We start from the raw sequence: 19,684 nt of genomic DNA, 5'->3' as shown, positions 1-19,684 counted from the left end.
TTGATAAATGATAGTTGATGAATGATTAATTGAACTGTTAGTCTGAGGTTCTCAAAGACAAGAATTTAGCTCGTTGGTTTGTCTTTCGGAGGTAGAATATTTAAGATTCTTTCTGTAACAATCGTGGCAGCTTCATCCAATCTTTCCTGGACTTTTTCTTCCGTTGTTGCCTTGTAAACAATTCCTATGTGATAATCGATTGGTAAGAATTTTTCGACATCTTCGTTTTGAAGGTCGGTTGTATCAGAATGTTTTTCTTTAGCCAAGGAAACAATCAATCCTGAATATAATTTCTGAGTTTCCTCAACCTTGTATTTTTCACCATCTAATAAAGCATTTTCCAGTTTTGCCCATTCTCTCCAAATATTAACGCCTGTAGCAGCTTCTACCATATCAGGAATATGCGCACCACCAACTCTAGATGAAGTTTCCAGAAAGTAATATTGTCCGTCAATTCCTCTGATATATTCACTGTGCGTTGCGCCATTTTGAATCCCGAATTTATCCAGAACTTCTTTGTTGATTTTCTCCAGACCAATTGCTTCTTCTGAATCTTTTGCTAAAGTTTTGGTTCGAAAAACACCGCCTTCGTGAGACACTTTCATCGGTGGAGAAAGGTATTTCGAAAAGCACGTAAACACAATTTCTTTATTGTAAACCAAACAATCTACGTGGTAAACATCTCCGGGTTTGAAGGATTCTAAAAGGAATTTATACCGTTCATCACCAAGATTTTCCACAGCTGGCCAAAGCTCCTCTGGTGAATTTATTTTTTTGATGCCGCTGGCTGAAGCTTCGGAACGTGGTTTCAAAACCCAAGGTCCGGGAACATCCTGCGTGAATTTGTGCAGTTTTGCATCATTGAAAATCGATGAGAATTCAGGTACGGAAATCCCGTTGTCCTTTGCCTGTTGGCGCATTGCCAGCTTATCTCGGAAATAACGATGCGTTGTCTGTCCCATTCCGGGAATACGATAAGTTTCACGAATCATTGCCGCTTTTTCCACATCAAAATCGTCCAAAGCAATTACGGCATCTATCTGATGGTTTTTCATCAAATAAGCAAATCCTTGCACCAAATGGTCTAGATTCCAAACCGATGCTTCTATTTCGGGCATATAATAAACCTCGTCTATCGCGTGCCACGGCCACGGCTTTTCTTTCAGGTTTTCTGACGTGATGAGAATGACTTTGTTTCCAAGCTTTTTGCACTCGTCCATAAAGTCGTAACCTTTGTAATAACAGGAGATGCAGACAATCGTTTTTTCCATATTCATTATTTTTTGTTGGAAGTCAGAAGTCGGATGCCCGAGGTCTGATTTCTTATTTTGTGATTAGTTTTTAAAATCCGTAAGCTTCTATTCTTTCTTTGAATTTGTTTTTTTCTATGACCCAGATGACTTCATAACTTCCAGCTCCATCACTATTCATTGAGAAAATATACAAGGTGTCATTTTTCTCGTCGTAGGTTGCCTGATGGTTGGCCAAATTGGGCTCATAAAGGTTTTTCAATGCAATATTTGGTAACTCAATTTCCGTTTTGTTGATCTTTACTTTTATTGATTTATATTGTCGTCTTGGGATATTTCCGTCAGCTCCAAAAATCTGATAGCCATCAATTTTATCTAATAAGGTATTACTGTTTTTGACAAAAGTTAGCTTGTGATTTTCTTTGATAAATTTTGTTTCTCTTATTTCAATTTTAATCTGGTCATTTCCTAATTTCAAAATTCCATCATTTTGTGACTTCTGAGGAATCTTAATAAAATCAGTTACAAATTTGATTCTGTCTTTATAAATATAGCCACCTAATTCCTTTCCTTTCTTTTTATAATCGATATTTATCCAGTTACCATTTGGTTCAAAAGAATAGACTACAAAGCCATTTTCCAATTTGTCAGAAATATTGTTTCCAATTTCCGCTGTAGTTCTCACGTTCACAAAACCATCTTTATCAGAAACAATTGCAAATTGTCCAAATATTGCAGGAGACATTATCAAAGTAAATATGAAACTCGCTATTATTTTCATTAATGATTAATGTTGTGTTTGCTCTAATGACTAATTATAATTCTCAATAAAATCCAACAGCAATTGCACGCCGTAACCAGTTGCTGCCTTATCTTTCGCATAACTAACATTTCCAAATGCAACACCAGCGATATCCAAGTGCGCCCAGTTTTGATGACCTTCAATAAACTGTTCCAAGAACTTTGCCGCGACGATACAATCCCCAAAAGGTTTCATCGAAATGTTTTTAAAATCAGCAACATCTGAAGTGAAATCGTCTTTCCAAATGTCCCAAAGTGGCAGATTCCAAAGTCGTTGATTGGTTTTATCAGCTGATTTTTCCAATGATTTTTTCAAATCGTCATTGTTGGAAAAGTAGGCGCCACAAGTGTAGCCGAACATTCTAACGGAACTTCCTGTCAAGGTCGCCAGATCGATCAAAACATCGGTTTCATAATTCTTTGACAAATATGAAAGTCCATCTGCAAGTGTCATTCTGCCTTCTGCATCAGTGTCTAAAACCTCAATTGTTTTTCCGTTATACGCGGTAATCACATCACTTGGCAAATACGCATTTTCAGAAACTGCATTGTCAGTAATCGGGAGAATTGCTACAATATTGAAAGGCAATTTGAGTTCCGAAGCCGTAATCAAGGCGCCAATCACTGCACTTGCACCACCCATGTCACTTTTCATATAATGCAGATTGGCAGAAGGTTTTATAGAAATTCCGCCTGTGTCGAACAAGACGCATTTCCCAACCAGGCCGATGGTTTTAGCATTTTTTTTCTCAGACTTATATTCCAAAATCGTGAAAGCAGCTTCCTGCGAACTTCCTTGATTGACTGCTACAAATGCGCCTAAACCCTCTTTGATGGATTCTTCACGGTTCAAAACTTTGTATTTTAAACCATATTTTTCTGCGGTTGATTTCAGGAATTCTGAGATCTGGTCAACCCTTTTATAATTCGCAGGTTTGTTCAGCCATTCCATTCCGGCAAATTGTCCGTTGCAAAGGGCTTCGGTCTTTAAGGCTAAATTTTTGGCTTGCTCTTCAGAAATATTTTCAATATGAAGGTCAAAATTTTCCTGCCAAAACGGATGCGATTTCTCAAAAGGGTAGAGATAAGTTCCCAAGAATAGACCTTTCACCAATTCTTCAATCAAATCCAATCCTAATTTGGAATGAACCAAAGTTGGAACTGCCTGCAGATTTTTTTTGTAATCATTTGCAAATTTGTTCGCTACAGCTTGTATTTCAAAACCTTTTGAGTCTTTCCCAATTCCAACGAAAAAGTTGATTTCGTTGGAATCTGTTTTGATGAAAACCTGGCTCTTTTTTCCGTTGAAGAAATATTCCGTATTCGGGTAATTTGATTTTTCCTGTTCCCAATCGTCTTCGCTGAATAGGAATATATTTTGTGTTGTGGTTTCTTTTTTATTAAATATTTTAATCATTTGCTTCGTTCTTTTCCAATTCGTTTTTAGCTTTCACTGGACTTTCCAAACTGTCGATGAAAAGCCATTCTACTGCTCTTGGGAATTCCTGAGACCAGTAGAACTCCTGATGTGTTCCTTGTTCATTGATGTTGGTTCTGACCTCAAAATCATAGACTTTCTGGACTTTCAATTTTTTCAAAGACTTTTCAAAAAGTCTGATTCGGCTGACCATTTTAGAACCTTCTTTCCGGCCACCATACAAATAGACTTTGATTTTGTATGGATTGCTGAAGCCTATCATTGGGAAATTATTATTCGGTTCTACCCAAAGCGATGGCGAAAAGATCAACAGTTTTGAATAGACTTCAGGATAAAGAAATCCGCCATAAATACTGATCAATGCACCCAAAGAGCTTCCGCCAATTCCTGTGTTTTCTCTATCTTTTTTTGTTCGGTAATTTTTGTCGACCCAAGGCTTCAAAGTGTCTGTGATGAATCTCAGATATTTTTTGCCTTCTGCATTTTCCGTTACAGCATTGTTATCGAAAATATATTCCTTGATTCTATCATCGTTTCCGTGTTCTATAGCAATGACAATCAGTTCGCCTCGGCCATATTCAGCAAGAAGTGCCAATTTTTTATCGATTTCCCAATTCCCGTAAGCCGACCCTTCATTAAACAAATTTTGCGCATCCTGAAGATAAAGCACCGGATAACTTTTCTCTGACTGATGATAATCGAAAGGCAAAAGTGCCCAAACCTTTCTGGTCTTATCAAGCTGAGGAATGTAAAATTCTTCATCGATCAATTCCACCATCGGGAAAAATTCTTTCTTAAAAGGTCCCCAATTCAGCCGCCATTTTTCTACATCAACTTGGATTTTTTTTGTTTCTTTTTGGACTTTTCTGTTCGGGGTGATGTTGTCATATTTGTCGATCTCTACATTTTCCCAACCACCTTTGGTAAATTTGAATTCTATCTCGTCATTTAGCCATTCATCCAGGATATGGATATAATAATTGCTTTCGTCCAACTTCTCCAATTTGAATTTTGGGTCCTTTGGATTCCATTTGTTAAAATTTCCGGTTATATAAATCGCTCGGTCATCATTGTCTTCTGACTTCAGGAAAAACTCCATTCTTAATTGATTCTCTTATTAATTATAAATTTATAAAATTATTTCTATTAACGGATAATTGTTAACAATTTTTCTTTTAAAATTTAAGTTTGTTAATGAATATTAATCAGGGTTTTAAAATTGTTGAATTAATGAGAATTTAATATTTCGAAATAATAATCAGAAAAAATAAAAAAGCTTCCGAAGAATCACTCCGAAAGCTTGAATTTTTATTTGATAAAGTTTGAAATTATTCCGATTTTACAACCTCCGTTCTCTCAGAGATTCCGTTTGCATTGAAAGCTTCGATTTGGAAATAATAAGAATCGGTTCTGTCGGCTCCTGTGAAGAAATATTCATTTTTGCCATATACCATAATGCTTCCGTACAATTTGTCCCGCGATTTTCCCCAATAGATAACGTAGCCATCCGCGTCGGAATTCTGTTGCCATTTGAACCAGATGCTTCTTCTTTCACCATATTTTTTCGGGTCAGCGCGCAATGGAACGAAGTTTTGAACTTTTCCAGGTTTTGGTCCTGCACCTTTTCCAAAGACACGCAATCCACTTAATGCAAATTTTCCAGTCGGCATTTTTAGGTTTTCCATTTTCAGGAATCTCGCTTTTGCCGGTTTTTCCAGTTCAATGTAATCGTGAGGAACGTCTTTTTGGTTTTTTGATTTATCGACGATCACTTTCCATTTTTTACCGTCATTAGAACCATAGATCTTGTATTGATGGATTTTGCCGAGTGTTTTTCCCATAAAATCTGCATCTTGGTCAGCGTAATTCACCTGGATCGCATTGATGGTGGAGACTTCTCCCAGATCCGTTTGAAACCATTCGCCGGAATTTCCGGTTTTTGCAGACCAGTAAGTTTTAATATCTTCATCCACCGCAAGATTCGCCTGATAGCCACCTAAGGTTGAGGAAACCTGAACGGGTTTATTATAATTCAAAAGCATCCAACCTGGGAATAATCCTTTTGAGAAATCTTTGCCTTGAGCAAATTGTGGAAGAAGTGTTGGATAATCGCCGTAAGCCGTGTTGGTGTACATCACGTCGTCTTTGTCGAAGCCTGTTGGCCAGATTCCCAATCGTCTTTCAAAATTATTTTTGGTCGAAATGAAAATCGTGGAAACGTGCCACCAATTTCCGAAATTATCTTCAAAAGTTGCCCCGTGACCAGCGCCTCTCGCAAATCCTCCTGGTTTATAGGAAAACGGATTGTGTTGCTGATATTCAAAACCTTCCAATGGATTTTTGGAAACGTAAACACCGTCAGAATAGCCACTGAATTCTGTGGCTGGCGCACCGTATTGCATATAATATTTGTCTTTGTACTTCGTCATCCAAGCACCTTCCACAAAGGGTTGGAGAAAAACATTGTCGTTATATTCTCCAAATCTTTCCCAGCCGTGGTCTTCTGGTTTCAATCTTAAAATCGGTTTTACAAAACCTTCAGATTGCATTGTTTTGGTTTTAACTTCGGTTCCTAAAAGTGGCCATTCATTGCTCGAGCCCCAATATAAATACAATTTATTTTTGTCTTCATCATAATGGAAAGCAGGGTCCCAAGCGCCAACTTTCAAAGTGTCGACAGCAATTTTCCAATCGTCTTTCGTTGGATTGGTGCTTTTCCAGATCGGAAAATCCTGTTCCCAAGTGGAGCCGAAAACGTATAAGGTATCTTTCATCGCCCAAACTGCAGGTGCGTTCAAGTCGTGCGTGTATTTGTTGTCTCTAAGGAATTTTCTGTGGACAAATTTCCAATCCAGCATATTGTCAGAATACCAATAACCTTCCTGATTGGTCGAAAATAAAAATAGTTTTTTTTGGAAATTGACAATCACTGGGTCAGCAGTTGCACGGTGTTTACCTTGTTTGGAAAAAACTTCGAAAGGCGTATAGCCATAATCGATATTGATAGGATTGCAATAGGTTTTTTGTTGCGCCGAAATCGAATTTAGAAAAAATATGAATGCTAGAGTGAATACTGTTTTTAATTTCATTTGAATTCTATTCTGAGATTTTACTGTATTGTTCAAGTAGATTGTTGACAAATCTGAAGGTGTCCTGTTTGATCTTCATATTCTCTTCTGGATCTCTGTGAAAGAAAAGGATGTAATCTTTGTCATCGATCGTGAGTTTTTTACCGGCAGATTTCGCATCATAAAATTTATCCAGCTTGTAGATGAAATATTTTCCACCTTTTAGTGTGATGACGATAGAAAAAAATTGGAAAGGCGCGACAGAACTGCGATTAAAATTGTTGATAACATTCGCTATGTAATCTTCCTCACCATCCTGATTGAAATCGCCTTGGTCGATTGTCATCACATCATTATTACTTAAAAAATCTTCGAACTCGATGTCCTGAACGCCGTCTGGTCTGTAGTATTTCATTTCATCATTGATGTTGAGCTTGTTCGTAAAGCTGTTTTTGCTGATGAGACTTTGCAGGGTTTTGAGATCCATATCGCTTCTGATGCAGGACATCAGGCAGATCGCAGTTAGTAAAAAGTATAAGACTTTCATTAATGAAAAACGTTTATTCTAAATTAAACAAAAAAAGCCGAAACCCGACTTTTTAAAAAAAATATATGATCACATCAAAATTCCGTTGCTAGGCAGAATTGCGGGAGGCAACTCTTTTTCATCCAGCATATCGCGCATATCAATTTCTATCATTCCGCTGATCTGGGAAATCGGGACATCATTTGCACTGCCTTCAAAAGGATTTTCGCAACTTTCGCCGATCTGTTCCAAAACCAAAAATACCCAGCCCAACAACATACTGAAAGGAATTGTGAGCCAAATATAATTGCTTTCCAATTTTGCAAACTCATTCATAAAACCTAACGGTAGCAAGATGCAAAAGAGATTTGTGAAATAAGTATTGATCGTCGAGAATTGTCTTGGATAGGGAAAATTTTTGATACGCTCACATTTACCTTGCTGGTCATAGAACTCTTTTAATTGATTTTCCAATGCTGTATAATTAAAGTCATTGATACAGTCAGACTCTTGCAGTTTTCTCAAGGCTTCGGATTGAAGCGTAATGATCTGCGTCGCTCGGTTTTTCTTTTCTAATAGGAAATTGATCTCATTCTGGTCAATGTAATTTTTCAGTTCCTCGCCAAGGTCAGATTCCCATTCTGGCACTTTATAGAATTGAAGATATCTTCTATTGTAAGGGCGAGTTTTCACATTGCCCCAAACTTTCACTTCCCTCAATTGAAACCTTAAAGCTGTCAGCCAGGCAAAATGACGATAGAAAAGTTCTTTGTGCAATAGTTTTTCCTCATCAGAATTATTTTGTCTGATGAAATCTTTGACCATGATTCCAAAACTACGACTGTTATTGATGATGGAACCGTAGATCTGTCTTGCTTCCCAAAGTCGTCCGTAAGTCTGAGTGTTTCTAAAACCAGAAATAAAAGCGGTCGCCGTTCCCAAAAGTGCAATCGGAACCCACGGAATTGCCAGCCATTTCCATCCCAAAAAGTAAAATAGCAATGTCGGGATTGTGCTGATGATGAGCATTTTTATAATTTTTTCCCGATTCCACATGACGAAGTGGGAAACTTTGTATCTGTCGGATGCGTTCATTCATGCTTTTTATTAATTTGATTTTAAAGATCTGGATTCCATTTTTTCTCGATCAATTCCATCAGGTAATCTGGACATTTGACGATCTTGTTGGTTTCGGAATCAAGGAAAAATAGAGTCGTGGAAGCTTCTGTGATCTTTATATTATCTTCGTTATAAATTTCGTAATCGAATTCAATTCTGATTCCCGGAATTTTTCTAATGTAAGTTCTGATTTCCAAAAGTTGGTCATAAAGTGCTGGTTTCAAATACTTAATTTTGTATTCCGAAACTGGCAAGAAAATTCCCCTTTTTTCGATTTCGTCGTAAGACATTCCCAAGCTTCGAAAAAGCTCGACTCTGGCGACCTCAAAATATTCTGCATAGTTGCCATAATAGACGTATTTCATAGGGTCTGTTTCGCCGTAACGTACTCGTATTGTGTTAGTTGTAACTATCATTTTAAGCTGTTAATAATTCATACAAATATATTTTTTAATAATCAATAGAGAAAAAATTTTTTTTAGAAAATTAATAATTAGATATTTGTTGTCTTCTAAAAAAACTAAAATCTTACCGGAAATAGCAGCAGAAAAATGAATGAAAATTTAGTATTGATCTGGGATAGATGTCTCCAATTCATGAGGGACAATCTAAACGCAGCGGAGGATAACACAGACCTCAAAAAGTTAGAAAACTCTTTCGACTTGTTATTTGATAAGGTTCAGCCAATTTCTTTGGTGAACAATAATCTGACGTTGCTTGTTCCTAGTGATTTTTACAAAGAATATATCGAGGACAATTATTTGTCTTTACTGTCTGCTGCGCTTAAAAAAAATATCGGTAAAGGTGTAAAATTGTGGTATTCTGTGATGGAAAACAAACCGTTCGGAAAGGAGAAGCCAATTACAATGAATGTAAAAGGAATCTCTACACAACAGCCAAAAATACAGGAAGCTAGACCGGTTCTTAGAGAAAATAATGTGAATGCTTTTGCTGTTCCAGGGATCAAAAAGATCAATATTGATTCTAACCTAAAGGCAGATCAGTCTTTTGATAATTTTATAGAAGGAGAAAGTAACAAATTTGCTTCAACCGTTGCAAGATCGATCGCAAAAAGACCTGGTTCTACAGCCTTCAATCCATTGTTTGTTTACGGAGGTTATGGTGTTGGAAAAACGCATTTGGCACAAGCTATCGGTTTGGAAGTGAAGTCCTCTTTTCCAGAGAAAGTAGTTTTGTATCAATCTTCAGAGAAATTCATTCAGGATTTTGTGAAAGCGGCCAAGTCTCAGAACAAAACAGATTTTCAGCATTATTATCAGATGATCGATGTTTTGATCATCGATGATATCCAGTTCCTTTCTGGTAAAGCAGCAACACAAGATAGTTTCTTCCATATCTTTGATTATCTACATCAGAATGGAAAACAAATTATCTTAACGTCTGATAAAGCCCCTGCAGATATTTTGGATACACAGGAAAGAATTATTTCCCGTTTCAAATGGGGACTTTCTGCAGAGATCAAATCGCCAAACTTCGAAACCAGAAGAAAGATCATCGTTGATAAGTTAAGCCGTGACGGCATCGAATTGACAGACGATATGTTGGATTATCTGGCATCGGAAGTTAAGACAAACGGTGTGAGAGAACTGATCGGCGTTGTAAACGCCGTAATTGCTTACTCTACGGTTTATAAATCAGATTTCAGTCTTGACCTTTTAAAAGATACGATCAATAAGTTAGCGACAACGCAGAAGAAAACCATCAATATTCCTTACATCCAAGAGATTGTTTGCGATTATTTCGGGATCCAAAGAGAACAGTTGTTATCTAAAACCAGAAAAAGAGAAATTGCTTTGCCTAGACAGTTGGCAATGTACTTCGCAAAAGAATATACCAACGCTACCTTTACAAAAATCGGTGAAGAAATGGGCGGAAAAGACCACTCGACGGTGATGTACGCTTGCGACACGATACGTGACGTTTCGAAGATCGATAAAGAACTCAAGAAATATATCAAGGATCTGAAAGAAAAGATAGCTCAATAACATATACAAGGATTTAAATTTTTTTAAATCCTTTTTTTATTTTAAATTTAAAGTCAATTTACATTTTACAAAGATTTTATAGTTATGAAGATTTTAATGGTCTGTCTCGGAAATATTTGCAGAAGTCCTTTGGCAGAAGGGATTTTGAAACATAAATTAGGAGACGGTTATTTTGTGGACAGCGCTGGAACCATCAATTATCATGAAGGAAGCCAGCCGGACGAACGCTCCATAAAAACCGCTACCAAAAACGGAATCGATATTTCCACACAGAAATCCAGACCAATCACCAAATCAGATTTTGACAAATTCGATCTAATATTCTGTATGGACAAAAACAATTACAAAGACGTTTTGAAACTAGCAGACGATTCTCAAAAACACAAAGTAAGATTGATCTTGGATGACGAGCTGGAAGTTCCCGACCCGTATTTTGGAGGAATCGACGGTTTTGACAAAGTTTACCAAATGCTCGACGAATCTTGCGAAATAATTGCCGAAAAGATCAGGAATAATACCATATAATTCACAAACAATTCTAAATTTGTAAGACAACATTTTCTTATGAATTTTGACATTGAACAAAAACCGCTGAAGCCCAAAAAATTCTATCAGCATCTCTATATTCAGGTTTTGATTGCGATTGTCTTCGGCGTTTCACTCGGTTATTTTTATCCAGATCTGGGCGAGAAAATGAAACCTTTGGGCGACGGCTTCATCAAGCTGGTGAAGATGATCATTGCACCCGTTATCTTCCTCACCGTTTCCACGGGAATTGCCGGAATGAGCGACCTCAAAAAGGTTGGAAGAGTTGCAGGTAAAGCATTCATCTATTTCTTCACATTTTCAACTTTAGCGTTGATCATCGGTTTGATTGTCAGCCACGTTGTTCAACCCGGGAAAGGTCTTAACATCGATCCAAATACCTTGAACGGCGCGGAGATCGAGAAATATGTCAAAGCCGCACATGACAACTCGATGGTGAGTTTTATCTTCAACATTATTCCGGAAACATTGTTCAGTCCTTTGACAGGCGACAATATTTTACAGGTTTTGTTGGTTGCAATTTTGTTCGGTGTTGCCTTGGCGGTCACTTCCGAGAAAAGTTATGCCGTTTACGATTTCCTTCAAACATTAACGATTCCGATTTTCAAAATTGTTGAGATCTTAATGAAACTCGCGCCAATCGGAGCTTTCGGCGCAATGGCATTCACAATTGGAAAATATGGCGTCGAATCGCTCAAAAATCTGGCAATGCTCGTCGGCACATTTTACATCACTTCCGCGTTGTTCGTGGTTTTGGTCTTAGGAAGTGTCGCTTGGTACAACGGATTCAATATTTTCAAATTCCTAAGATACTTGAAGGACGAAATTCTACTGGTTCTCGGGACTAGTTCATCCGAGCCGGCACTTCCCGGACTGATGAAGAAACTTGAAAATGCAGGTTGTGAAAAAGGCGTTGTAGGTTTGGTGGTTCCGACAGGCTATTCCTTCAACCTCGATGGGACCAATATTTATATGACCTTGGCGGCGCTTTTCATCGCTCAAGCTTGCAATATCGATTTGACTTTGGAACATCAACTCGGTTTACTATTGGTGGCGATGTTGAGTTCCAAAGGTGCAGCGGGCGTTTCTGGCGCAGGATTTATCACGTTGGCAGCCACTTTGGCGGTAGTTCCCGAAGTTCCGATTGCCGGAATGACCTTGATCCTCGGCATCGACAAATTTATGTCCGAATGTCGCGCGTTGACCAACGTTATTGGAAATGCCGTTGCCACAGTCGTCGTTTCCAATTGGGAAAATCGCCTCGACAAAGACCGATTAAAAGAAGTTTTGAATTAACTTTGTAATCTAAATATTTTGGGCAGCTTTTTCCGCCTTCCACTCCCAATCTTTTTTGCAGACGGTTTCAGTTCATTAGAAATTGAGTACAAGCAAAAAAGGATTTCCGTTCAAGTCGGGCTGCAGATTCAACATAAATCAACAGTGAAGATTAAAAACGTGTTTTGTCGTTCCATAGAAATAACACAAAATCGTTAATACATTTTACATTATACTTTTTACAACAAAAATATGCTTTACCTTTTACCAGCTTACCTTTCCGAGAATTCGCCATTAGATTATTTCGCCCCAACGATCAAAGACATCATTATGAATGTCGACCATTATTTTGTGGAAAATGAAAAAACTGCCAGAAAAGTCATCAAGTTTTTCGCACCTGAAAAAAAGCAGCCGGAACTCAAACTTTTTCTTCTCGACAAATATTCCGAAACTGCCGATCTGAAGGAAGCTCAAAAACTGATGAAAGAAGGTGTGGATTTCGGATTGTTGTCAGAAGCTGGTCTGCCTTGCATCGGCGATCCGGGAAACATCATCGTCGGTTGGTCGCATAAAAACAATTTGAAAGTCATTCCAATCAACGGACCAAGTTCTTTCGTTTTGGCTTTGATAGCGAGTGGTTTCAACGGCCAGCAGTTTTCATTTAACGGTTATTTGGCGATTGAAAAAGAGAAGAAGAAAAAGGAAATTCAACAGTTGGAAAGTTTGGTTGAGAAAACGGGATTTACACAGATCTTTATGGAGACGCCTTACCGCAACAATCCGCTTTTCGAAGACTTGACCAAGTTCCTGAACCCCAATACAAAACTCTGCATTGCTGCCAACATCAATGATCCCGACAACGAGTTCATCCAAACCAAAACCATCAACGATTGGAAAAAACAAAAACCGGAACTTCATAAAATTCCGGCTGTTTTCTTAATTGGTAAATAGTGTCTAGATCTTCCTAAAAATCACCGTCGAGTTATGACCTCCAAAACCAAAGGCATTACTCATTGCAATATTGATTTCCTTCTCTTTCGAATCAGTCACGATATTAATGCCAGCAGGAATATTCTCGTCAAGGTTTGAAATATTGATAGTCGGTGGAATAATGCTGTTCTGAATCGCTTTGATACACAAGATTGCTTCGACTGCGCCGGCAGCTCCCAAAAGATGACCAGTCATAGATTTGGTTGCGCTGATATCCAGATTCGGACTGCCTTTGAAAACTTTCGTGATAGCATTCAGTTCTGCAAGGTCTCCAAGCGGTGTTGAGGTGGCGTGTGGATTCAGATAGTCGACTTGGTCTGATGTGATGTTGGCATCTTCAAGTGCCAATTCCATAGATTTTGCTGCGCCAATTCCTTCCGGATGTGGAGCGGTCATATGATAAGCGTCGGCGGTCATTGCAGCACCAATTAGTTCTGCATAGATCTTTGCACCTCTTGCTTTAGCGTGTTCGTATTCTTCCAGGACCAATGCGCCTGCACCTTCTCCCATGATGAAGCCATCACGTTCTACGTCGTAAGGTCTACTTGCCGCTTTCGGGTCGTCATTTCTGGTGGACATTGCTTTCATCGATGAAAATCCACCCACTGAAGCCTGCGTAATGGGAGCTTCCGAACCACCGCTTACGATGATCTTCGCTTTTCCCCAACGGATGTAATTGAAGGCATCCATAAACGCGGTGTTTGCGGTTGCACAAGCGGAAACTGTTGTGTAATTGATTCCTCGCAATCCATATTTCATCGAGATCATTCCAGAGGCCATATTGGCAATCAGTTTCGGAACAAAGAACGGACTGAATCTTGGCGTTCCGTCGCCGGAAGCATAGCTGATAACCTCCTCTTCGAAAGTCTGCATTCCGCCTTGTCCTGTTCCCCAAATCACACCGATGTCAAAAGGGTCGATGCTTGTCAAATCTAATCCAGAATCTTCCATTGCTTCTGCGGAGGCGTAGATGGCGAATTGCGTGAAAAGGTCGCTGCGTTTGATCTCGTTTCTGTCCAAATACTTTTCAGGCGTGAAGTTTTTGACCTCAGCCGCAAACTGAACTTTGAATTTTTCAGGATCGAAGTGCGTGATAGTTGCAGCACCACTTTCTCCTGCTAAACTGTTTTTCCAAAAAGTGTCGACGTCATTTCCCAAAGGCGTTACGGCTCCCATTCCGGTAATTACAACTCGTTTCATTTATCTAATTTTAAATTTTAAATATTTAGAGAAGACTTTCATTTAAGAAAATTATCTTCTTGTATTCCTGTCATGATCTATGTTCCTTAATTATTATGTTAGGAATAAGAATCCGCAAATTTACACATTTGATTTCCTAATTTCAGTTTTAAATAGATTTGATGTTCCTGTGACGATCAATTCTGTTTTGTCGGCGTTCCAGACTTCGATTTATCATTAAGTACCAATCGGTATATTTTATTTAAAAAAATTTTTATTTGATCAATTCGGTATCAATGATTTTTTCGATTCTTTCCAAAGCCTGAAGGAGGTGAGATTGGCTATCTGTGGATTTGGAAAGCAGGATTCCGCCTTCTATCAGCATTATAAAAAGATAGGAATATTCGGAAATGTTTGTAGAATCCTTGATTTCATTTTTCGATTTACCTTCTTCCAAGATCTCAACTAATTTATCTGACCAGCCTTTGAAGCTTTTGACAACTTCTGCTTTCAGGAAAGGCATTGTGTCGTCTGCTTCGATAGCGGTGTTCATTATCGGGCAACCACCACGTGAAAAATTGTTGTCCCAGGAATTTCTGTAATAATCTAAAAAGGCCATCAATTTTTGACGGCTTGTCATTCCGGAATTCAAATTTTCATTAATTTCTTGTTGAAGACGTTTTGCATTGAAGCGGTAAACTTCTTTCGCAACTTCATCTTTGTTATCAAAATTGCCGTATATGCAACCTTTCGTCAAACCTGTCGCTTCAGAAATATGAGCCAGAGACGTTCCTGCATAACCTTTCTTGTTGAAAAGTTCTGCTGTACTTTCGATGATGAACTGTCTGGTTTTTTCTGCTTTTGACATTTTACAACTCAATTGACTTTGCAAATATAGATTATTTATATACCAGTCGGTATATTTTTAAGTGAATCTGATTTTATATAAAAAACCCGACAATCGAAATCGCCGGGTTTAAACTTAATAAAATGAAAAATTCTTACTTTTTGATAATTTTGAAGCTTTCAGTTTTTTTGTCTGATGTCACTTTCATAATGTAATTCCCTTTCGGAAGGAAGGATAAATCCAGTTTTGCTTCCTGTTTATCTAATGTTGTACTGTAAACGGATTTACCTGTCAGATCCAAAACTTCGACTTTGTTGATTTTCGTTTTTGAATTAAGATGAATGAAATCTTTAACTGGATTTGGCGCAACAATCGTTTTTGAAAGTTTAGTTTCATCCACTGCCATTACATTGTACTGCAGATCTATCACAATATCAGAATTGGTATAAGGACTCATCATTACGACGTAATAAGTTGTTCCAGATGTGATATTGATAGATTTCGTTTGGCTCATTTGGTTACAACCATTGCTGCTTTGCATTACAAAACTAAGGTCTTTAATAGCGATATTTTTATTTGGCGCAGTATAGAATCCAATGGTCTGGAATCCACCTTCGTTTGGCGTTTTAAAGGTTGCAGTAGCGGTACCGTCATCAGTTGCAGTGAATTTGTAAAACACATTCGGATACCATCCGCCACTCATATCACAACCTGTTTCCAGGAAGTCTGCCGTGTCGGTTTCTGCAGTAGCATTGATCAATGGAACTGCCACATCTGTGTAAGGCTGCTCGAACAGGTTGACATCTATCGCATCGGCGATCTCGTCATTTGTAGGCGCGCCGCTCAAGCAGTTGAATTTGTAGGAGAAATCACTTTTGGACTCTTCTGCTCCGAAAACCAAAATGTAATAAGGTGAGGTCCCATCATTATGGAAAGTGACTTCACTCAAGGTTCCGCAGGCATCATCATTGAAAGCGACAGGAAATAGATCAGCGCAGACACCTTTGTAAACAATGATCCTGCTATCAAAAACAGCATTGGTATCACACAAACTGAAAGTGACATCTGACTGATTGTCTATGTCAGAATATTTGTACCAAACACCATAAGAACCGTTAGGGTCAAGTCCTCCAAATGGAGCCAATTCATCTTTTACAGTTGCATTCACGGTAGAACCGTTGCCTGTAGCACCACAGTTTAACAGAACTGCATTCCAGCATTCAGAATTAGGAGCAGCTGTAGATGAGCCTTCCAAAAGAAAATTGGTAACACCAGCTCCCATAGAATACGAATATTCGTCATCGAAAGTAAAACGCACACTAAAAGCTGCATTTTTATATGCCGTTACATTGATCGGCGCAATGGTAATGGGTGCTTGGTCCTGATTGTAAAGGGCAACTTGCTGCCAACTTGAACCATCGTAAACTTCCACAGCAAGTGTACCACCTTCTCCGGCACGGTTGAGCCCATACTCATAGGAAAGCCAAACCGTATCATATCCGCCTACACTCCAAGTAGGTGAGGTGAGCACAGCCTTGTTTCCGAGTTCTCCTGTAATATCGTCATTGAATACCGCAGCTGGTTTTGTGAAAACAGATGAACCTGGCAATACCATTTCTCCGTAGTACCAGTTATATTCTCCCAAGAGAATTTCTTTTTCCCAACCAGTTGGTGGATTTGCTTGTGGGAAAGTGGTCGTGTAGATGGTTTGGTTTTGACCATGAAGCGCGATCATGAACATACTTAGGGCAAAGAATAAAAGTCTTTTCATTGATAAATAAATTAAAGTTAGAAATTGAAAGTAGATTGCAATTTAGTCACAGTATTTATCAATTAAAATGAAAGAATGCTCAGATTTCAGAAATATTTCAAGAATTTGATATTATTAATAATGATTTATGTAATTGATAATTAAATAATTATAATTTATTCTGATGTTTTTAATGGAAAACTATATTTACTGGTCTTTCATCCTTTTTTTCATGTTTTTGATTCTTAAAACAATAAAAATAATGGACAAGAGAAGTATGATAATGACAATGATCCCTGCAATCAAAGATTTGGAATATATTTTTTCCTGTTTGTTTTTGGAAGCATCTTTTATAATGTGGTTGATCGAACCTGCTTCCGTTTTGCTAAATTCCAATTGGCTTTTTTTATAAAGCTGGTCGTATAATTCGTAGTTTTTGGTGTCCTTTAGTTTGAGGTAATTGTAAGCCAAAAATTTATAAATGTCATTCAGAAGATGTTTCAGGTTTCCTTCTTTAGCTCTGCGTAATTGCTGAAGAAGAACTTTGTTTGATCTGGCATAATTCCCATGTAGCGTATCAACTCTTGCCAGGCCTGTGACCGCAAATATATTATTTCGCACGTCACTATTCTTTTCCGAATTTGAAATAGCAAGTTTGAGACTGCTTTCTGCCTCGGTCAATTGATTGATTTCCAATTCACAATAACCTTTTTGACTGTAGGCCAGTCCTAGATTTGTATTAGAATATTCATTTTTGATGGATTCATGATAAGCTTTGATTGCCTGGTCAAAATAATTGATGGCGTAGGCACAGTCCAATTCTTTTTGATACATAGAAGCTTTGGTGAAAAATAAATTGCCCTTCAAATAACTCAGAGAATCGGGTAGTGGTTTGGTTTTGATCGTCTGTTCCGCTTCGTCTATGTATTTCCAAGCTTTGTCTTGGATATTCAGCCGTTGATAGTGGTAGCCGAGATAGGCATATATTCTGATCTTATAACTTTGGTCTGACAGTTTTTCTGAAAGATCTTTGGCTTCCAATGCGTACTGTAGACTGCTTTCATAATTGGCCAGTAAAGCATCAGCTTGTGCCAAGATCAGTAATGCATTGATCTTCTGCGGACTATTTTCGTTAGCATCGTCATATAGTTTTTTAGCGATTTGCTTTGCCTTCGCCGGATCTTTGAAGATAAGGTGATTGCCTTCCCGTATCAATTTGGCAGCATCATTCTTTTGTCCTAGGTCAAAATAGAACAGGAAGATGAAGAGAAAGCTTAATAAAGATCTGGTCAGGTTGTTTCTCATCGATTTTTTTCACGTTTCAAAAAGTTGATAAACGATGCCGGAGAAAGTCCCGTTACAGAACGAAAAGCAGCCACAAATGTGTTGTGTGAGGCAAATCCGCATTCCTCTGCAAGGGAAGTCACTTTGTAGTTTCTGTATTTTTGTTCGGTCTTCAGTTTTATCAAAATGTAGTTGATCCTCAAATCATTGATGTACGAATTGAAGTTTTTCCCTTTGTTTTTGTTAATGACCTCGGAAAGATATTTGGTGTTGGTTTCTGTTTAGATAAAGTCGTTAATGATATTTTATGATTGAGATAATTGTCCGAGTTCTCAAATTTAGCCAATTTTTTAAGTAAGATCTGTTCTGCTTTCTCAGGAATGAAAGCTTGTTTTTCTTTGGTATCTTCTTCAATGTCAGTTTTTTGTTCAGGATTGATTTCCTTAATGACCTCAAGATATTTTTTATAATCTGACCTCGTTTTGAAGTAATAATAAATGATTGGAATTAGCAGGAGCATGATTACTAAAATAGTAATCAGTAAACTCTTCGTCCAGAAAGAATTAGGATTATTGTTGCTTTTATCTTCCTGTTGTTCAATATGTTGAATGACGTAATTTTCTGCCGGATCCTTGTTTTGATTGATCTTCAGTTCCAGAGAATCGACCTTGTTTTTGTATAATTCGTGCTGTTCGATATTTCCTGATTTCAGATATTCCCCGGAAAGTAATGCGAAACGTTGTTTTTGTGTCTGTACATCGGATTCCTGTTCTCGCAATAATATTTGTTCCGCATATCTCCAGTCTGATCTGGACGAGGCAACTTCGGCCAAGCCTAAACTACTTTGTGCAAACAAAATATCATTGGCTTTTGGAATTTTTGAAAAATAAAATTGAGCCGAATCTAATTTTTTTTCAAAGATAAAATTATGTCCCAATCCTATGTAATTGAGGTAGCGATTTGCTATTTTAAGATCAGACAATCCGTTCAGGCCATTTTTAAAGAAGCGATTGGATTTCTCAAAGTCTTTCTTCTCAGATTGATAAAGTCCATTCTCGTAATTGTAGATCTCTGAAAGTTGTCTGCTGGGATCGCTGATTGCAGCAAATGCTTTGTTAGCCTTGTCGAAATGAATCTCTGCCAGATCCAATATTTGAAGTTCCCGATAGATCTTTGCAAGAAAAAAATTAACTTTGACATTCCAAGTCGCTTTGTCGGTTGTATTTTCATTGAGTGATTCTATGGTGTACAAATTGGTAAGAGAAGATCTGTAATTCGCATTGAAATGGTCGATCTGGCTCAGAAGAAACAATGCCTCTGCCTTTTTATCAGCATCGGTATTATTTTCATAGACCAATTTTGCGATCTTCTCGGAGCGTTTTGGCTGGCTGTAGAGTAGTTCTGAAGCGGTCGCCAACAAGCCGTCTGCTTCTACCGCACTTTGAGCCGAAACTGTTGAGAAGCAAAAGATAACTACGATGATTTTTAAGCGAACAATTATCTGATCAATGAAAGCCAAATTGGGTAATTTGAATGTAAAATTAGTCAGAAATTAAGTTTTTTGAAAATAAATTTTGTTTAAACAAAAAAAGCCCGGAAATCGAA

At 38.0% G+C, this 19,684-nt stretch carries 18 protein-coding genes; 4 read left to right on the top strand and 14 right to left on the bottom strand.

Features of this window, described 5'->3' with window-relative positions; genetic code table 11:
• Positions 1-65: 65 nt before the first annotated feature.
• The 8 genes from AXA65_RS02745 to AXA65_RS02710 form a co-directional block, all read right to left on the bottom strand.
• Complete coding sequence (locus tag AXA65_RS02745) at positions 66-1,271, bottom strand: acetyl-CoA carboxylase biotin carboxylase subunit family protein (protein WP_063968661.1); 1,206 nt, start codon at positions 1,269-1,271, stop codon at positions 66-68.
• A 70-nt stretch (positions 1,272-1,341) separates the two neighbouring features.
• Complete coding sequence (locus AXA65_RS02740) at positions 1,342-1,995, bottom strand: hypothetical protein (RefSeq protein WP_063968602.1); 654 nt, start codon at positions 1,993-1,995, stop codon at positions 1,342-1,344.
• Between the two features lie 66 nt (positions 1,996-2,061).
• Entirely contained in the window at positions 2,062-3,468 is a 1,407-nt protein-coding gene (locus tag AXA65_RS02735; RefSeq protein WP_063968601.1) for a M17 family metallopeptidase, read from the bottom strand.
• Positions 3,461-4,588, bottom strand: a complete 1,128-nt coding sequence (locus AXA65_RS02730) for an alpha/beta hydrolase (RefSeq protein WP_063968600.1) — start codon at positions 4,586-4,588, stop codon at positions 3,461-3,463. Before AXA65_RS02730 ends, AXA65_RS02735 begins: the two co-directional genes overlap by 8 nt.
• A 229-nt stretch (positions 4,589-4,817) precedes the next feature.
• On the bottom strand, positions 4,818-6,578 hold the full coding sequence (locus tag AXA65_RS02725) for a discoidin domain-containing protein (protein WP_063968660.1): 1,761 nt from the start codon (positions 6,576-6,578) through the stop codon (positions 4,818-4,820).
• A gap of 7 nt (positions 6,579-6,585) precedes the next feature.
• Positions 6,586-7,104 (bottom strand): hypothetical protein, encoded by a 519-nt coding sequence (locus tag AXA65_RS02720; protein ID WP_131797747.1) that lies wholly within the window; start codon positions 7,102-7,104, stop codon positions 6,586-6,588.
• Positions 7,105-7,173: 69 nt separating this feature from the next.
• A complete protein-coding gene (locus AXA65_RS02715) occupies positions 7,174-8,178 on the bottom strand; it encodes a bestrophin family protein (protein WP_063968598.1) in 1,005 nt (334 codons plus the stop codon).
• 23 nt (positions 8,179-8,201) lie between these two features.
• Positions 8,202-8,618, bottom strand: a complete 417-nt coding sequence (locus tag AXA65_RS02710) for an acyl-CoA thioesterase (RefSeq protein ID WP_063968597.1) — start codon at positions 8,616-8,618, stop codon at positions 8,202-8,204.
• A 135-nt stretch (positions 8,619-8,753) separates the two neighbouring features.
• Here AXA65_RS02710 and dnaA point away from each other — a divergent pair, with 135 nt between their 5' ends.
• The 4 genes from dnaA (at position 8,754) to AXA65_RS02690 (ending at position 12,980) form a co-directional block, all read left to right on the top strand.
• Positions 8,754-10,208, top strand: a complete 1,455-nt coding sequence (dnaA, locus tag AXA65_RS02705) for a chromosomal replication initiator protein DnaA (RefSeq protein WP_063968596.1) — start codon at positions 8,754-8,756, stop codon at positions 10,206-10,208.
• An 84-nt stretch (positions 10,209-10,292) separates the two neighbouring features.
• A complete protein-coding gene (locus tag AXA65_RS02700) occupies positions 10,293-10,733 on the top strand; it encodes a low molecular weight protein-tyrosine-phosphatase (RefSeq protein WP_063968595.1) in 441 nt (146 codons plus the stop codon).
• A 39-nt stretch (positions 10,734-10,772) separates the two neighbouring features.
• Positions 10,773-12,050, top strand: a complete 1,278-nt coding sequence (locus tag AXA65_RS02695; RefSeq protein WP_063968594.1) for a dicarboxylate/amino acid:cation symporter — start codon at positions 10,773-10,775, stop codon at positions 12,048-12,050.
• Between the two features lie 231 nt (positions 12,051-12,281).
• Positions 12,282-12,980: an SAM-dependent methyltransferase gene (locus AXA65_RS02690; RefSeq protein ID WP_063968593.1), complete on the top strand. Its 699-nt coding sequence runs from the start codon at positions 12,282-12,284 to the stop codon at positions 12,978-12,980.
• A 3-nt stretch (positions 12,981-12,983) separates the two neighbouring features.
• Here AXA65_RS02690 and fabF read toward each other — a convergent pair whose 3' ends face one another.
• The 6 genes from fabF to AXA65_RS02660 form a co-directional block, all read right to left on the bottom strand.
• Entirely contained in the window at positions 12,984-14,219 is a 1,236-nt protein-coding gene (fabF, locus tag AXA65_RS02685; RefSeq protein ID WP_063968592.1) for a beta-ketoacyl-ACP synthase II, read from the bottom strand.
• 253 nt (positions 14,220-14,472) lie between these two features.
• Positions 14,473-15,066 (bottom strand): TetR/AcrR family transcriptional regulator, encoded by a 594-nt coding sequence (locus tag AXA65_RS02680; protein WP_063968591.1) that lies wholly within the window; start codon positions 15,064-15,066, stop codon positions 14,473-14,475.
• A gap of 133 nt (positions 15,067-15,199) precedes the next feature.
• The gene (locus tag AXA65_RS02675) at positions 15,200-16,816 is read right to left on the bottom strand and encodes a T9SS type A sorting domain-containing protein (protein ID WP_086048050.1); all 1,617 of its coding nucleotides are present in this window, start codon (positions 16,814-16,816) and stop codon (positions 15,200-15,202) included.
• Positions 16,817-17,002: 186 nt separating this feature from the next.
• On the bottom strand, positions 17,003-18,100 hold the full coding sequence (locus AXA65_RS02670) for a tetratricopeptide repeat protein (protein WP_063968589.1): 1,098 nt from the start codon (positions 18,098-18,100) through the stop codon (positions 17,003-17,005).
• Positions 18,097-18,327 (bottom strand): helix-turn-helix domain-containing protein, encoded by a 231-nt coding sequence (locus AXA65_RS02665; protein ID WP_086048049.1) that lies wholly within the window; start codon positions 18,325-18,327, stop codon positions 18,097-18,099. Before AXA65_RS02665 ends, AXA65_RS02670 begins: the two co-directional genes overlap by 4 nt.
• On the bottom strand, positions 18,279-19,598 hold the full coding sequence (locus AXA65_RS02660; protein ID WP_063968588.1) for a hypothetical protein: 1,320 nt from the start codon (positions 19,596-19,598) through the stop codon (positions 18,279-18,281). The genes AXA65_RS02665 and AXA65_RS02660 overlap by 49 nt, the downstream gene beginning before the upstream one ends.
• Positions 19,599-19,684: the final 86 nt, after the last annotated feature.

Origin of the sequence: Chryseobacterium sp. FP211-J200 (assembly GCF_001643375.1) — a bacterium.
Taxonomy (GTDB): Bacteria; Bacteroidota; Bacteroidia; order Flavobacteriales; family Weeksellaceae; genus Epilithonimonas; species Epilithonimonas ginsengisoli.
The sequence above is the reverse complement of the archived record's forward strand: the minus strand, read 5'-3'. Positions and strand labels throughout refer to the sequence as shown.

Excerpts from the sequence above, each read along its gene's own strand:
- AXA65_RS02745 (WP_063968661.1), bottom strand. The coding sequence starts at position 1,271 with ATGGAAAAAACGATTGTCTGCATCTCCTGTTATTACAAAGGTTACGAC.
- AXA65_RS02740 (WP_063968602.1), bottom strand. The coding sequence starts at position 1,995 with ATGTCTCCTGCAATATTTGGACAATTTGCAATTGTTTCTGATAAAGAT.
- AXA65_RS02735 (WP_063968601.1), bottom strand. The coding sequence starts at position 3,468 with ATGATTAAAATATTTAATAAAAAAGAAACCACAACACAAAATATATTC.
- AXA65_RS02730 (WP_063968600.1), bottom strand. The coding sequence starts at position 4,588 with ATGGAGTTTTTCCTGAAGTCAGAAGACAATGATGACCGAGCGATTTAT.
- AXA65_RS02725 (WP_063968660.1), bottom strand. The coding sequence starts at position 6,578 with ATGAAATTAAAAACAGTATTCACTCTAGCATTCATATTTTTTCTAAAT.
- AXA65_RS02720 (WP_131797747.1), bottom strand. The coding sequence starts at position 7,104 with ATGAAAGTCTTATACTTTTTACTAACTGCGATCTGCCTGATGTCCTGC.
- AXA65_RS02715 (WP_063968598.1), bottom strand. The coding sequence starts at position 8,178 with ATGAACGCATCCGACAGATACAAAGTTTCCCACTTCGTCATGTGGAAT.
- AXA65_RS02710 (WP_063968597.1), bottom strand. The coding sequence starts at position 8,618 with ATGATAGTTACAACTAACACAATACGAGTACGTTACGGCGAAACAGAC.
- dnaA (WP_063968596.1), top strand. The coding sequence starts at position 8,754 with ATGAATGAAAATTTAGTATTGATCTGGGATAGATGTCTCCAATTCATG.
- AXA65_RS02700 (WP_063968595.1), top strand. The coding sequence starts at position 10,293 with ATGAAGATTTTAATGGTCTGTCTCGGAAATATTTGCAGAAGTCCTTTG.
- AXA65_RS02695 (WP_063968594.1), top strand. The coding sequence starts at position 10,773 with ATGAATTTTGACATTGAACAAAAACCGCTGAAGCCCAAAAAATTCTAT.
- AXA65_RS02690 (WP_063968593.1), top strand. The coding sequence starts at position 12,282 with ATGCTTTACCTTTTACCAGCTTACCTTTCCGAGAATTCGCCATTAGAT.
- fabF (WP_063968592.1), bottom strand. The coding sequence starts at position 14,219 with ATGAAACGAGTTGTAATTACCGGAATGGGAGCCGTAACGCCTTTGGGA.
- AXA65_RS02680 (WP_063968591.1), bottom strand. The coding sequence starts at position 15,066 with ATGTCAAAAGCAGAAAAAACCAGACAGTTCATCATCGAAAGTACAGCA.
- AXA65_RS02675 (WP_086048050.1), bottom strand. The coding sequence starts at position 16,816 with ATGAAAAGACTTTTATTCTTTGCCCTAAGTATGTTCATGATCGCGCTT.
- AXA65_RS02670 (WP_063968589.1), bottom strand. The coding sequence starts at position 18,100 with ATGAGAAACAACCTGACCAGATCTTTATTAAGCTTTCTCTTCATCTTC.